A 14,742-nucleotide genomic window follows, 5' to 3' on the forward strand; every position below is an offset into this window, starting at 1 on the left:
TCCCTTGATTATTCGTACTCTTCTTGTTGGCGCTTCGGTCGCCGTTCTCTCCATTGGTGGCGCTCAGGCCGCCGACCTCATCATCCCGACCACACCCGAGCCGATCTATGCTCCGGCTGGTTTTGACTGGGAAGGCCTGTATGCTGGCGTGCGTCTCGGCGGCCAGTTCACCGGCACCGGTTATGCTGACCAGACTGCCGACACCACCAACGGTGTTATCGGTGCTGCCGTCGGCGTGAACTTCATCCCGATGGACCCGATCCTGCTCGGCGCCGAAGTGACCGCCGACTGGCTGTGGAACGACACCTACTCCTCCGGCGAGTTCTTCGCCAACCTGCGCGCTGGTGCTGTCGTGACCGACAGCGCGCTGATCTACGCTCTCGCCGGTGTTGGCGTTTCGAGCCGTGACGGCTTCGACAGCGAAGGCGTCTACCAGCTTGGTGGTGGCGTGGAATTCGCCGTGACCGACGCGATCACCGTTCGCGGTGAAGTGGTTGGCCAGGGTGACTTCTCTGACACGGCTGGCGACGAGTTCTTCGAGTCGGCCAAGGCCACCGTCGGCGTCTTCTACCACTTCTAAGAATCGGATGCTGCCGGTCCTTGGCAGCGTTCTTTACTTGCAAGCCCAATTCGGCGAACCGTACTCCGGTTCGCCGTTTTGCTTTATGGCCACACGATCAGATCGTTCCCTTAAAAACGGCGCTGACTGTGCGACCAATGGCCAGAATCAGTCCCGAAACACCGTCTGCGATGGCCCTTGGAGGACTACCCTGGCGGTCTCTGCCACGATCTTATCCTGATGTTTTCGGTCAAATTTTCTTTCCCTTGAAACGTCAGGGGGGAAGGTCTAAGCCGTTGCCCATCAACTGCGCGTCGACTTGCTTGCCCAAATTGCTCGCGAGCCCATGCGCGTTCCGGCCGCCGGTCGGATAGAATGTTAGGCTGCCGCATGACTGATCTGCTCAGCAACTACCTGCCCATTGTGTTGTTCATTGGGCTGTCGGCCGTGATTGGCCTGGCACTCCTGGTGGTGCCGTTCATCGTCTCCTTCCGTGCGCCGGATCCGGAAAAGGTCTCGGCGTTCGAAGCCGGCTTCGAGGCTTTCGATGACGCCCGCATGAAGGTGGATGTCCGCTTCTACCTAGTGTCGATTCTCTTCATCATCTTCGATCTGGAAGTCGCCTTCCTGTTCCCCTGGGCGGTGGCATTCCGGGACGTGGGCTGGTTTGGCTTTTGGTCCGTCATGGTCTTCCTGGGCGTGCTGACCATCGGCTTTATCTACGAATGGCGTAAGGGAGCCCTCGAATGGGATTGATCCAGGCCAATTCACCTCAGGCGACGCAAGGTTCCGCCCCGGTCGATCCGGCCACGGGCATGCCAGCCCAGGCGGACGATCCGTTCTTTGTCGGGGTCAACAATGAACTCGCCGACAAGGGCTTTCTGACCACGACGCTGTCGCAGCTGGTCACGTGGGCCCGCACGGGTTCTCTCATGTGGATGCAGACGGGCCTCGCCTGCTGCGCCGTCGAAATGATGCAGATGTCGATGCCGCGCTATGACGTCGAGCGCTTCGGCACGGCTCCGCGCGCCTCGCCGCGCCAGTCCGACGTGCTGATCGTGGCGGGCACGCTGACCAACAAGATGGCGCCGGCGCTGCGCAAGGTCTACGACCAGATGCCGGAGCCACGCTATGTCATTTCCATGGGCTCCTGTGCCAATGGTGGCGGCTACTATCATTACTCGTATTCCGTGGTGCGCGGCTGTGACCGCGTGCTTCCGGTGGACATCTACGTTCCCGGCTGCCCGCCCACGGCGGAAGCACTGCTGTACGGCATTTTGCTGCTGCAGAAGAAGATTCGCCGCGACGGCACCATCGAGCGATAGGGCAGGGCCATGGACGAAAGCATCGTAGTGGAGCCCTTGGCGGGCCTGGGCGAACACATTGCCGCTTCCCTTGGTTCTGCGGTCCTTGGGTATCAGGTGGCGTTTGGCGAACTCTCGGTTTCGGTCGAACGCGACTCGATCGTCGACGTCGTCCGCTTTCTGCGCGACGACCCGAAGTGCCGGTTCATCAGCTTCGTGGATGTGTGCGGCGCCGACTATCCGGCGCGGGAGCGCCGCTTCGACGTGCTCTACCACTTCCTCAGCCCGCACCTGAACCAGCGCATCCGCATCAAGCTCGAAGCCGATGACGCGACGCCCGTTCCCTCCATCTGCGACGTCTTTCCCGGCGCGGACTGGTTCGAGCGTGAGACCTACGACCTCTACGGCGTCCTCTTTTCCGGCCACCCGGACCTGCGCCGCATCCTCACCGACTACGGCTTTGACGGCCATCCGCTGCGGAAAGACTTTCCGCTCACCGGCTTTGTCGAAGTGCGCTACGACGAGGAGCGCAAGCGAGTCGTCTATGAGCCGGTCAAGCTGATGCAGGAATTCCGCTCGTTCGATTACCTGTCGCCTTGGGAGGGTACGGATTACGTGCTGCCCGGCGATGAGAAGGCGAAGAACTGATGTCTGAAGTCGACGTTCGTAACTTCACGATCAATTTCGGTCCCGTTCATCCGTCCGCACACGGTGTGCTGCGCATGATTCTCGAGCTTGACGGTGAGCTCGTGGAACGCGTCGATCCGCATGTGGGGCTGCTGCACCGCGGCACCGAGAAGCTGATCGAGTACAAGACGTATCTGCAGGCTCTGCCGTATTTCGACCGCCTCGATTATGTGGCGCCGATGAACCAGGAGCATGCGTTCGCTCTCGCGGTCGAGCGTCTGCTCGAGCTCGAGGTGCCGCGCCGTGGCCAGTTGATCCGCGTGCTCTATGCCGAGATCGGCCGGCTGCTCGCGCACCTGATGAACGTAACCACGCAGGCCATGGATATCGGCGCGCTCACCCCTCCGCTGTGGGGTTTTGAGCAGCGCGAGAAGCTGATGGTGTTCTACGAGCGCGCTTCCGGCGCCCGCATGCATGCGGCCTATTTCCGGCCGGGCGGGGTCCACCAGGACCTGCCGCAGTCGCTGATCGACGACATCGGTGTGTTCTGCGAGGAGTTCCCCAAGGCGCTGGACGACATCGATACTCTCCTCACCGAGAATCGCATCTTCAAGCAGCGCAATGTCGACATTGGCGTGGTGCCGCTGGAAGAAGCGTGGGGCCGCGGGTTCTCTGGCGTGATGGTGCGCGGGTCTGGCGCGGCTTGGGATTTGCGCAAGTCGCAGCCCTACGAATGCTACGCCGAGATGGATTTCGACATCCCCGTCGGCAAGAACGGCGACTGCTACGACCGCTACCTGATCCGCATGGAAGAGATGCGGCAGGCCAACCGCATCATGAAGCAGTGCGTCGAAAAGCTGAACGCGCCTGACGGCCAGGGGCCGGTGTCGTCCACCGACGGCAAGGTGGTGCCGCCCAAGCGGGGCGAGATGAAGCAGTCCATGGAGGCGCTCATCCACCACTTCAAGCTCTACACCGAAGGCTTCAAGGTGCCCGCAGGCGAGGTCTACGCCTGCGTCGAGGCGCCGAAGGGCGAGTTTGGCGTCTATCTGGTGTCGGATGGGACCAACAAGCCCTATCGCTGCCACATCCGGGCTCCCGGCTTCGCCCATCTGAGCTCGATGGATTATCTGTGCCGCGGCCACATGCTGCCCGACGTCACGGCAATCCTTGGCTCCATCGATATCGTGTTCGGAGAGGTTGATCGCTGATGACTACGCGACGCCTTGCAGATGAGTCGGTGCAGCCGGCGAGTTTTGCGTTCAATAGTGAAAATATGAACTGGGCCGAAAAGCGGATCTCGCTTTATCCGGCGGGACGGCAACAGTCGGCCGTCATTCCTTTGCTCATGCGCGCTCAGGACCAGGAGGGCTGGGTCAGCCGTCCGGTGATCGAGACGGTCGCCGAGATGCTCGGCATGCCCTATATCCGCGTGCTGGAAGTGGCAACGTTCTACACGCAGTTCCAGTTGCAGCCGGTGGGTACGCGCGCGCACATCCAGGTCTGCGGCACGACGCCATGCATGCTGCGTGGCGCCGAGGCGATCCGCGAAGTGTGCCAGAACAAGATCCACCCCGAGCCGCATCATCTCAATGCGGACGGCACGATGAGTTGGGAAGAGGTGGAGTGCCTCGGGGCGTGCGTGAATGCGCCCATGGTGGCGATCTTCCAGGACACATATGAAGACCTGACCCCCGAGCGGATGGAGGAAATCATCGATGCCTTCGCCGCCGGTCGTGGTGACACGATCCAGCCCGGGCCGCAGATCGCGCGCCAGTTCGGCGCCGCGGCAAGCGGCGACACAACACTGACAGAAACACCGACTGCAGTCCGCGAAAAATTCGTGCCCCCGGCACCGCCAGCTGAAGCCGCAGCGCCCGCTACTCCTGCCGCCCCTCCTGCTGCGGCAGGCAAGGATGCCCCCACGACTGCGGCGCGCCCCAAGGACGTCAGCAAGGAAGCGGCGCCCGCCATCAAGGGTCCGAATGACGCTGTCAAGGTGAGCGAAGCCAAGGCGGAGGCCGAGCGCAAGCAGGCCGATGCGGAAGCCAAGGCTACGGGCGAGCCGAACAAGGCCATGCGGGAAGACGCGACTGGCGCCGAGTCCAAGGGCGAGGCCGTGGATGGCGGCAAGGCACCGGGCAAGCCCACGGCGACCGAGCCCGTCGAGGGTGGCGCTTCTGCGGGTATCGCCAGGGAAGTGCCGGCGACAAAGGCGCCTGCGGCCAACCCACGGGAAGTCAGTCCGACACGGGAGACGGGCGGTCCTCTGTTTGATGCGCCTGAAGGTCCCAAGGACAATCTGAAGCTGATCACCGGGGTTGGGCCGGTGCTGGAAGGCCGTCTCAACGCCCTCGGCATCACCCGCTACGAACAGATCGCCAATTTCACGGACGAAGACATCAGCCGAGTGGACCGGGCACTCAATTTCCGCGGCCGGGTGCAGCGGGACGACTGGGTTCGCCAGGCCAAGGCTCTTGCCACTGGCGGTGTCGAAGAATACCGCCGGGTCTTCGGAAAGGATCCGCGCTGATGATACGCTGCACGGTTTCAGGCTCCTCTAGCCTGATGAAGCGGGAAGGCTGAACATGCTCGCTGACAAGGATCGCATCTTTACCAACCTCTATGGCCGCCATGACTGGCGTCTGGCGGGGGCGCGCGAGCGCGGCGCCTATGTTGGGACCAAGGATTTCATCGACAGCGGTCGCGACTGGATCGTGAACGAAGTCAAGACCTCCGGGCTGCGCGGCCGAGGCGGTGCCGGCTTCCCGACCGCCCTCAAGTGGACCTTCATGCCCAAGGAAGGCGCCGGCGACGGCCGCCCCTGCCAGCTTCTGGTCAACGCCGACGAGTCGGAACCCGGAACCTGCAAGGACCGCGAAATCCTCAGGCACGACCCGCACCACCTGGTCGAGGGCTGTCTCCTCGCCGGTCGCGCCATGGGTGCGCACATCGCCTATGTCTATATTCGTGGCGAGTTCATCCGCGAGCGCCAGCGCTTCGAAGAGGCCGTGCAGGAGGCTTATGACGCCCGCCTGATCGGCAAGGACAATGTCCACGGCTGGGATTTTGACATCGTCGTTCACCACGGCGCCGGCGCCTATATCTGTGGCGAAGAGACCGCGCTGATGGAGTCGCTCGAGGGCAAGAAGGGCCAGCCGCGCCTCAAGCCACCGTTCCCGGCCGCCATGGGCGTCTACGGCAATCCGACGACTGTGAACAACGTGGAATCGATCGCGGTCGTGCCGGAAATCCTTCGCCGCTCTGGGGCCTGGTTCGCCTCCATCGGTCGACCCAACAACACCGGCACCAAGCTCTTCATGGCCTCGGGGCACGTGAACAATCCCTGCACGTTCGAGGAAGCGCTTGGCGAGTCGTTCAAGGACATCATCGAAAAGCATTGCGGTGGCATTCGCGGCGGCTGGGACAACCTGCTTGCCGTGATCCCCGGCGGTGCCTCGTGCCCCATCGTCAAGGCCGAGGATATCCGTGACGCCACGATGGACTTTGACGGGCTGCGCGAGAAGAAGAGCTCGTTCGGCACCGGCGGCATGATCGTGATGGATAAGTCCACCGATGTGGTGAAGGCCATCTGGCGAATCTCGGCCTTCTTCAAGCACGAAAGCTGCGGCCAGTGCACGCCCTGCCGCGAGGGGACCGGCTGGATGATGCGCGTGTTGGAGCGCATGGTCGTGGGCCGCGCCCAGAAGCGCGAGATCGACATGCTGTTCGAGGTGACCAAGCAGATCGAGGGTCACACCATCTGTGCTCTGGGTGATGCGGCCGCCTGGCCGGTCCAGGGCCTGATCCGGAATTTCCGCAAGGAGATCGAGGATCGCATCGACCAATACACCTGGTCTTCGACCAGTGACGGCGCCGTGCCGTCAATCGCCGCGGAGTAAGCCGATGGCAAACATCAAAGTCGACGGGATCCTGATCGAAGTTCCCGATCATTACACGCTGATGCAGGCCGCCGAGGCCGCAGGCGCCGAAATCCCGCGCTTCTGCTACCACGAGCGCCTGTCCGTGGCCGGCAACTGCCGCATGTGCCTCGTCGAAGTCAAAGGCGGGCCGCCGAAACCGCAGGCGTCCTGCGCCATGTCGGTGCGCGATCTGCGTCCGGGCCCCAATGGCGAGGCCCCCGAAATGTTCACCAACACGCCGATGGTCAAGAAGGCCCGCGAAGGCGTGATGGAATTCCTGCTGATCAACCATCCGCTCGATTGCCCGATCTGCGATCAGGGTGGTGAATGCGATCTGCAGGACCAGGCCATGGCCTATGGCGTGGACAAGAACCGCTTTGCCGAGAATAAGCGCGCCGTCGAGGACAAGTATCTCGGCCCGCTGGTGAAGACGTCGATGAACCGCTGCATCCACTGCACGCGCTGCGTCCGCTTCACCACCGAGGTCGCGGGCATCTCCGAGATGGGCCTGATCGGTCGCGGCGAAGACGCCGAGATCACGTCCTACCTCGAAAAGGCGCTGACCAGCGAATTGCAGGGCAATGTCATCGATCTCTGCCCCGTCGGCGCGCTGACGTCCAAGCCCTACGCCTTTCACGCTCGCCCGTGGGAGTTGAGCAAGACTGAGACCATCGACGTCATGGACGCTGTCGGTTCGAGCATCCGCGTCGATAGCCGCGGCCGCGAAGTGATGCGCATCCTGCCGCGCATCAACGAGGCGATCAACGAAGAGTGGATTTCGGACAAGACCCGTTTCGTCTGGGACGGGTTGAAGTCCCAGCGGCTCGACCGGCCATACGTCCGCAGGAACGGCAAGCTGCAGGCCGCGACCTGGGAAGAAGCCTTCGCCGCGGTTGCCACGCGCATGAAGAAGGCCGGCAACAAGGTCGGCGCCATCGCTGGCGACCTGGCGGCTGTGGAAGAAATGTTCGCGCTCAAGGGGCTGCTTGCGGCCGTGGGCTCCGGCATGACCGATGTTCGGCCGGCAATGTCTGGGATCGACCCGTCCATGCCGCGCGCTGCCTATCTTTTCAATCCCACCATCGCGGGGATTGAAGAGGCCGACGCGATCCTCATCATCGGCTCGAACCCGCGCCGCGAGGCGTCGGTGCTCAATGCCCGCATCCGCAAGACCTGGCGCGCCAAGGGTCTGCCGATTGCCGTGATCGGCGAGGCGGCGGACCTGACCTACGACTACACCTATCTCGGTGAGGGGCTCGAAACGCTGGCCGATCTTGCCGCGGGCAATGGTGCTTTTGCCCAGACGCTCAAGAATGCGCAGCGCCCGATCGTCATCGTGGGGGAGGGTGCCGTCTCGCACGCCGCGCTCGGCAAGCAGGTCGGTCGCGACGTGATTGCCCTTGCCGCAAGGCTCGCCTCGGGCGGCAACGTGGCCGAGGGCTGGAACGGCTTTGCCCTGCTTCACAACGCGGCTAGCCGCGTCGGTGGCCTCGACATCGGTTTCGTGCCGCATGATGGCGGCGTCTGCTCGGCCGACCAGATCGCGCTGGCCGGCAAGGGCGAACTCGACGTTCTGTTCCTGCTCGGCGCCGACGAGTACGACATGTCCGCCATGGGCAAGGCGTTTGTCGTTTATATCGGCACGCATGGAGACGCCGGTGCCCATCGCGCCGACGTCATCCTGCCGGCAGCAACCTACACCGAAAAGTCCGCCACCTACGTCAATACCGAGGGCCGGGTGCAGGTGACGACCCGCGCCGTGTTCCCGCCCGGCGACGCCAAGGAGGACTGGGCCATCATTCGGGCCCTGTCCGGGATCATCGGCCAGCCGCTGGCGTACAACTCGCTGACGCAGCTACGTGCCGCGCTCTATGCGCAATACCCGCACCTGGCGCGGATCGACGAGATTGCGCCGGCCAACGCTGCCGATCTGGGCCGGCTCGCGCAGGCCGCCGTCAAGACGACGTCGGCACCGCTGCGCTCTTCGGTCACCGACTTCTATTTGACCAACCCCATTGCTCGCGCCTCCGCCATCATGGGCGAGTGTGCGGCCATGGCCGCCGGTCTCCAGCAGGCCGCGGAATAGGGACGCATTATGGACGCACTTCTTGCCGCCCTCGATTACCTTCTGGGCATACCGGTGCTGGGGTGGGGAACCCATATCGGCTTCGTCTACAAGGCGCTGCTGTTGCTGGTCAGCCTGCTCGTCTTCACGGCGTTCATCCTCCTGGCCGACCGCAAGATCTGGGCGGCGGTGCAGATCCGTCGCGGTCCCAACGTGGTCGGCCCGTTCGGCCTGCTGCAGTCGTTTGCCGACCTGATCAAGTTCGCCCTCAAGGAGCCGCTGATCCCGGCCGGCGCCGACAAGGTCCTGTTCCTGATGGCGCCGCTGATCACGGCAACGCTGGCCCTGGCCGGCTGGGCCGTCGTTCCGGTCGATAACGGCTGGGCCATGGCCAACATCAATGTTGGCATTCTCTACCTGCTTGGCATTTCGTCGCTAGGCGTCTATGGCGTCATCATCGGCGGCTGGGCGTCAAACTCGAAGTATCCGTTCTTCGGTTCGCTCCGCGCAGCGGCGCAGATGGTGTCCTACGAGGTGTCCATCGGCCTCGTCATCATCACCGTCCTGCTCTGCGTGGGGTCCCTAAACCTCAACGACATCGTGGTGGCGCAGAGGGATATGGGCCTGGCGACGACCCTTGGCGTGCCGTGGCTGACCTTCCTCAACTGGTTCTGGCTGCCACTGTTCCCGATGTTCGTGGTCTTCTACATCTCGGCCCTGGCAGAAACCAACCGTCCGCCATTCGACCTGGCGGAAGGCGAGTCCGAGCTGGTCGCCGGCTTCATGACCGAATATTCGGCCACGCCCTACATGCTGTTCATGCTCGGTGAGTACATCTCCATCCTCCTGATGTGCGGGATGACCACCATCCTATTTCTCGGGGGCTGGACATCGCCCATCGACCTGCCGCCCTTCACCTGGATCCCGGGCTTCATCTGGTTCTTCGCCAAGCTTTCGCTGGTATTCTTCATGTTCGCGATGGCCAAGGCCATCGTGCCCCGCTACCGCTACGACCAGCTGATGCGGATCGGCTGGAAAGTGTTCCTGCCGCTCTCGCTGGTGATGGTCGTCATCGTCGCCTTCGTCCTGCAGCTCACCGGCTGGGGTTGGCACGGAGGAGTTGCCTGATGCGTGCTTCGCAGTTCTTCAACACGCTTCTGCTCAAGGAATTCGTGTCCGCCTTCGGGCTGGCGATGCGCTATTTCTTTTCGCCGAAGCCCACCGTCAACTACCCCTTCGAAAAGGGCCCGGTGTCGCCGCGCTTCCGGGGTGAACACGTCCTGCGCCGTTATCCCAACGGGGAAGAGCGCTGCATCGCTTGCAAGCTGTGCGAGGCCATCTGCCCGGCGCAGGCCATCACCATCGAGGCGGGCCCCCGTCAGAACGACGGCACCCGTCGCACGGTCCGCTACGACATCGACATGGTGAAGTGCATCTATTGCGGCTTCTGCCAGGAGGCCTGCCCGGTCGACGCCATCGTCGAGGGGCCTAACTTCGAATTCGCAACTGAAACGCGTGAGGAACTCTACTTCTCCAAGGAGAAGCTCCTCAGCAATGGCGACCGGTGGGAGCGTGAGATCGCTGCCAATCTGGCTGCCGACGCGCCGTATCGCTGAGAGGGAAGACCATGAGCCTTCCACTGTTTTTCTTCTATTTGTTCTCGGTGATTGCCGTTGCCTCGGCCTTCATGGTCATCGCCTCGCGCAATCCGGTGCATTCGGTGATGTTCCTGATCCTCACCTTCGTGAATGCGGCCGGCCTCTTCATGCTGGCGGGCGCCGAGTTCCTGGCGCTGATCCTGATCGTGGTCTATGTCGGCGCGGTTGCCGTGCTGTTCCTGTTTGTCGTCATGATGCTGGACGTCGATCTCGCGCAGATGCGCAAGGGTCTGCTGCAGTACGCCCCGATCGGCATGGTCGTGGGGGCCATCCTCTTGCTGGAGTTGCTGCTGGCCGCCACCAGCGTGGTAGTTGCGCCGGAAGCGGCCGGGACGTCGGCCCTGCCGATCGACAACACGATGGACAACACGCGGGCGCTCGGCCAGGTGCTGTACACCCACTACGTGTTCCTGTTCCAAAGCGCTGGCGCAGTGCTGCTGGTGGCCATGATCGGCGCCATCGTCCTCACGCTGCGCCACCGGGGCAATGCCAAGCGGCAGGACCCGGTGCGGCAGGTGGCGCGTCGGGCCAGCGAGACGCTGAAAGTCGTCAAGGTCAAGAGCGGTCAGGGGCTATAGGGGGTTATCATGGGTCTGGACATCGGGCTCGGTCATTACCTGACCGTGGCAGCAATCCTGTTCACGCTGGGCGTGTTCGGCATTTTCCTCAACCGCAAGAACATCATCGTCATCCTGATGTCGGTGGAACTCATCCTGCTTGCGGTGAACCTCAATTTCGTGGCCTTCAGCGCGCATCTCAACGACCTGCAGGGCCAGGTCTTCGCGCTGATGATCCTGACCGTGGCGGCCGCCGAGGCGGCGATCGGTCTGGCCATCCTCGTCATCTTCTATCGCAATCGCGGCACCATCGCGGTTGAAGACGTCAACACGATGAAGGGCTAAGAGCGGCGCTATGATTATTCAGGCGATTGTTTTCCTGCCCCTCGTCGGGGCGCTGATCGCGGGCCTGCTCGGCCGCAGCATCGGCCATCGGCCCAGCGAGTTTATTACCACTGGCCTGCTGCTGATTGCCGCCGTCCTGAGCTGGGTGGTGTTCATCCCCATTGCATTCGGCGACGGCCTCGTGGGTGCCACTGCCGATGGTCACGCTGCCGCGATCAAGATCGAGGTGATGCGCTGGATCCAGGTCGGCGGCATGGACCTGCGCTGGACCCTGCGGGTCGATACGCTCACGTCCATCATGCTGGTCGTCGTCACGACCGTCTCGGCGCTCGTGCACGTCTACTCCATCGGCTACATGGAAGAAGATCCGCATCGCTCGCGCTTCTTCGCCTACCTGTCGCTCTTCACCTTCGCCATGCTGATGCTGGTGACCGCCGACAATTTCCTGCAGATGTTCTTCGGCTGGGAAGGCGTGGGCCTGGCGTCCTATCTGCTGATCGGCTTCTGGTACACGCGTCCCGCCGCGAATGCCGCGGCGATGAAGGCGTTCGTCGTCAACCGCGTCGGCGACTTCGGTTTTGCCCTCGGTATCTTTGGCGCCTTCTTCGTTCTCGGTCATATCGATTTCGACAGTGCCTTTGCCGCTGCGGAAGGATTTTCCGAGACCGGACTACCGGTCATGCACTTCCTGTCATGGAACCTCGATGCCATGACGGTGATCTGCCTCCTGCTGTTCATGGGCGCCATGGGCAAGTCGGCGCAGTTCCTGCTGCACACTTGGCTCCCGGACGCCATGGAAGGCCCGACGCCCGTGTCGGCACTGATCCACGCCGCCACGATGGTGACGGCCGGCGTGTTCATGGTGGCGCGCCTTTCGCCGCTGTTCGAGACGTCGCCGACCGCGCTGACGGTCGTCATCGTCATCGGTGCCATCACGGCCTTCTTCGCGGCCACCGTCGGCCTCGTTCAGAACGACATCAAGCGCGTCATCGCCTACTCCACCTGCTCGCAACTGGGCTACATGTTCGTGGCGCTCGGGGTAGGGGCCTATTCCGCCGGTGTTTTCCACCTCTTCACCCACGCCTTCTTCAAGGCCTTGCTGTTCCTCGGCGCCGGCTCGGTGATCCATGCGATGCACCATGAGCAGGACATGCGGAACATGGGCGGCCTGCGCACGAAAATCCCTGTCACCTACTGGATGATGATGATCGGCACGCTGGCCCTGACCGGCGTCGGCATCCCCTTCACCGAAATCGGCTTTGCCGGGTTCTTCTCCAAGGATTCCATCATCGAGAGTGCCTACGCCTATGGCGGCAATGCCGGCATCTTCGCCTTCTGGATGCTGGTCATCGCGGCGCTGTTCACTAGCTTCTACTCGTGGCGGCTGGTGCACCTGACCTTCCACGGCTCGCCGCGCGATGCGCAGCATGCGCATACCGCTCATCCCGATCCGGCTCATGCCGCATTCGAGAGCCATGACGAGCCGATCGACGACAGCAATGCCGACGATCACGGCGATCATGCCCATCACGGGTCCGCCTACGACCACGCCCACGAGTCGCCCAACGTTATGCTGGTGCCACTCTATGTGCTGGCTGCCGGTGCGGTCCTCTCGGGCGTGGTGTTCTACAGCATGTTCTTCCACGATGTGGAGCACATAGAACACTTCTTCGCCGGTTCGCTGGTGGTCGATCACGAGTTGATCGAAGCCGCGCACCACGTGCCGTTCTGGGTCAAGATCAGCGCGACGGTGGCCATGCTGATCGGCTTCGTGGCCGCGTGGTACATGTATATCCGCCGCCCCGAAACACCGGCGCGCCTCGCCGCCACCAATCCGGGGCTTTACCGGTTCCTGCTGAACAAGTGGTACTTCGACGAGCTCTACAACACGATCTTCGTGCGGCCCGTGCTCTACATCGGTACCGCCGTGTGGAAGGGCTTCGACGACTGGCTGGTGGACGGTAAGATAACCGAGGGCCTTGGGCGCCGCGTCCAGAACGTCACCAGCTGGGTGGTCAAACTGCAGTCCGGCTATCTCTACCACTATGCCTTCGCCATGCTGATCGGCATTGCGGCGCTCCTGACCTGGGCCATCGCGGCCGGGGGGCTCATCTGATGACTTTCGAAAACTCCATCCTGACGATCATAACCTGGCTGCCGGTCGTCGGCGCGGCGATCCTGCTGTTCACCCCGCGCACCTCGGTCAACGCCATCCGCTGGATGGCGCTGATCGTGACGGTGGTCGTCTTCGTCCTCTCGCTGGCGCTCTGGCAGAGCTTCGATCCGTCCAATCCGGGCTTCCAGTTCGTCGTCAACATGCCCTGGATCGGCGACAGCATCGGCTATCGCGTCGGCGTCGACGGCATCTCCGTGCTCTTCGTGGTGCTGACAGCGCTGCTGATGCCGGCCGCGGTCATTGCCAGCTGGGAAGTCGAGACGCGCGTCAAGGAATACATGATTGTGTTCCTCGTGCTCGAGACGCTGATGATCGGCGTTTTCACCACGCTCGACCTCGCCATGTTCTACGTGTTCTTCGAAGGCACGCTGCTGCCGATGTTCCTGATCATCGGCATCTGGGGTGGCTCGGCGCGCATACAGGCGAGCTACAAGTTCTTCTTCTACACCTTCATCGGCTCGGTGCTGATGCTTCTGGCGATGATGGCCATGTACTGGGATGCCGGCACCACCGACATCACCCGGCTCCTGACCCATCAGTTCCCGGCGGGCATGCAGACCTGGCTGTGGCTGGCGTTCTTCGCTTCGCTCGCGGTCAAGATGCCGATGTGGCCCTTCCACCGCTGGCTGCCCGAAGCGCACGTGCAGGCGCCGACGGCCGGCTCGGTGATCCTGGCCGCCATCCTGCTCAAGCTGGGCGGCTACGGCTTCCTCCGCTTCAGCCTGCCGATGTTCCCCGATGCCTCGGATATGTTCGCGGACTTCGTGTTTGTGCTGTCGGTGGCAGCCATCATCATCACCTCGATGGTGGCGCTGGTGCAGACCGACATCAAGAAGTTGATCGCTTATTCGTCGGTGGCGCATATGGGCTTTGTGACCATGGGCATCTTTGCCGGCAACGCGCTCGGCATACAGGGCGCAATGTTCCAGATGATCAGCCACGGCATCGTGTCCGGTGCGCTCTTCCTCTGCGTCGGCGTCATCTACGATCGCATGCACACCCGCGAGATTTCTGCCTATGGCGGTCTTGTCGAGCGCATGCCGCAATACGCCTTCGCCTTCATGGTCTTCACCATGGCCAATGTCGGCCTGCCGGGCACGTCCGGCTTCGTGGGTGAATTCCTCACCATGATCGGCGTGTTCCAGGTCAACACCTGGGTGGCGTTCTTCGCGGCCTTCGGCGTCATCTTTTCGGCCTGCTACGCCCTCTGGCTCTACCGCCGGGTGATCTTTGGCGCGCTGACCAAGGACAGCCTCCGGGGCATTCTGGACCTCAACCTGCGCGAAAAGCTGGTGCTCTACCCGCTGCTCGTGCTGACGGTTGTCTTCGGCTTCTACCCCGCGCCGATCCTCGATACGACCGCTGCGGCGGTGAACAACCTGGTCACCCAGTACGCCACCGCCACAGGGGTCGATCCGGCCGTGGCGCGGGCCGAGGCCCAGGTGCAACTCGACCATGCCGCGCCTTCGGGCGAGGGTGAAGCGGCGGGCGAAGCCCCGGCCGAACCCGCTGCAGCGCACTAGGAGAC

Annotated in this window: 14 protein-coding genes; all 14 read left to right on the forward strand. The window is 62.9% G+C overall.

Annotated features, from left to right (window positions below; genetic code table 11):
- Nucleotides 1–4 precede the first annotated feature (4 nt).
- Nucleotides 5–580, forward strand: a complete 576-nt coding sequence (locus IC608_RS03660; RefSeq protein WP_191772709.1) for an outer membrane protein — start codon at nucleotides 5–7, stop codon at nucleotides 578–580.
- Nucleotides 581–949: 369 nt separating this feature from the next.
- Nucleotides 950–1,315 (forward strand): NADH-quinone oxidoreductase subunit A, encoded by a 366-nt coding sequence (locus IC608_RS03665; protein ID WP_191772711.1) that lies wholly within the window; start codon nucleotides 950–952, stop codon nucleotides 1,313–1,315.
- Nucleotides 1,306–1,884 (forward strand): NuoB/complex I 20 kDa subunit family protein, encoded by a 579-nt coding sequence (locus tag IC608_RS03670; protein WP_191772712.1) that lies wholly within the window; start codon nucleotides 1,306–1,308, stop codon nucleotides 1,882–1,884. Before IC608_RS03665 ends, IC608_RS03670 begins: the two co-directional genes overlap by 10 nt.
- Nucleotides 1,885–1,893: 9 nt before the next feature.
- The gene (locus tag IC608_RS03675; RefSeq protein ID WP_191772715.1) at nucleotides 1,894–2,511 is read left to right on the forward strand and encodes an NADH-quinone oxidoreductase subunit C; all 618 of its coding nucleotides are present in this window, start codon (nucleotides 1,894–1,896) and stop codon (nucleotides 2,509–2,511) included.
- Nucleotides 2,511–3,701: an NADH-quinone oxidoreductase subunit D gene (locus tag IC608_RS03680; protein WP_191772717.1), complete on the forward strand. Its 1,191-nt coding sequence runs from the start codon at nucleotides 2,511–2,513 to the stop codon at nucleotides 3,699–3,701. The genes IC608_RS03675 and IC608_RS03680 overlap by 1 nt, the downstream gene beginning before the upstream one ends.
- Nucleotides 3,701–5,023, forward strand: a complete 1,323-nt coding sequence (gene nuoE, locus IC608_RS03685; protein WP_191772719.1) for an NADH-quinone oxidoreductase subunit NuoE — start codon at nucleotides 3,701–3,703, stop codon at nucleotides 5,021–5,023. Before IC608_RS03680 ends, nuoE begins: the two co-directional genes overlap by 1 nt.
- A gap of 55 nt (nucleotides 5,024–5,078) precedes the next feature.
- A complete protein-coding gene (gene nuoF / locus IC608_RS03690; RefSeq protein ID WP_191772721.1) occupies nucleotides 5,079–6,392 on the forward strand; it encodes an NADH-quinone oxidoreductase subunit NuoF in 1,314 nt (437 codons plus the stop codon).
- Nucleotides 6,393–6,396: 4 nt separating this feature from the next.
- Nucleotides 6,397–8,499, forward strand: coding sequence for an NADH-quinone oxidoreductase subunit NuoG (nuoG, locus tag IC608_RS03695; RefSeq protein ID WP_191772722.1), 2,103 nt, complete (start codon nucleotides 6,397–6,399; stop codon nucleotides 8,497–8,499).
- A gap of 9 nt (nucleotides 8,500–8,508) precedes the next feature.
- Complete coding sequence (nuoH, locus tag IC608_RS03700) at nucleotides 8,509–9,606, forward strand: NADH-quinone oxidoreductase subunit NuoH (protein ID WP_191772724.1); 1,098 nt, start codon at nucleotides 8,509–8,511, stop codon at nucleotides 9,604–9,606.
- Nucleotides 9,606–10,094, forward strand: a complete 489-nt coding sequence (nuoI, locus tag IC608_RS03705; protein WP_191772726.1) for an NADH-quinone oxidoreductase subunit NuoI — start codon at nucleotides 9,606–9,608, stop codon at nucleotides 10,092–10,094. The genes nuoH and nuoI overlap by 1 nt, the downstream gene beginning before the upstream one ends.
- An 11-nt stretch (nucleotides 10,095–10,105) precedes the next feature.
- The gene (locus tag IC608_RS03710; RefSeq protein ID WP_191772728.1) at nucleotides 10,106–10,714 is read left to right on the forward strand and encodes an NADH-quinone oxidoreductase subunit J; all 609 of its coding nucleotides are present in this window, start codon (nucleotides 10,106–10,108) and stop codon (nucleotides 10,712–10,714) included.
- A gap of 15 nt (nucleotides 10,715–10,729) precedes the next feature.
- Entirely contained in the window at nucleotides 10,730–11,038 is a 309-nt protein-coding gene (gene nuoK, locus IC608_RS03715) for an NADH-quinone oxidoreductase subunit NuoK (protein WP_191773772.1), read from the forward strand.
- A 10-nt stretch (nucleotides 11,039–11,048) separates the two neighbouring features.
- Nucleotides 11,049–13,154 carry an NADH-quinone oxidoreductase subunit L gene (nuoL, locus tag IC608_RS03720; RefSeq protein ID WP_210316186.1) on the forward strand — a complete coding sequence of 702 codons (2,106 nt, stop codon included), beginning with the start codon at nucleotides 11,049–11,051 and terminating at the stop codon, nucleotides 13,152–13,154.
- The gene (locus tag IC608_RS03725) at nucleotides 13,154–14,737 is read left to right on the forward strand and encodes an NADH-quinone oxidoreductase subunit M (RefSeq protein ID WP_191772730.1); all 1,584 of its coding nucleotides are present in this window, start codon (nucleotides 13,154–13,156) and stop codon (nucleotides 14,735–14,737) included. The genes nuoL and IC608_RS03725 overlap by 1 nt, the downstream gene beginning before the upstream one ends.
- Nucleotides 14,738–14,742 lie beyond the last annotated feature (5 nt).

The organism is Devosia oryzisoli (assembly GCF_014837245.1).
GTDB lineage: Bacteria > Pseudomonadota > Alphaproteobacteria > Rhizobiales > Devosiaceae > Devosia > Devosia oryzisoli.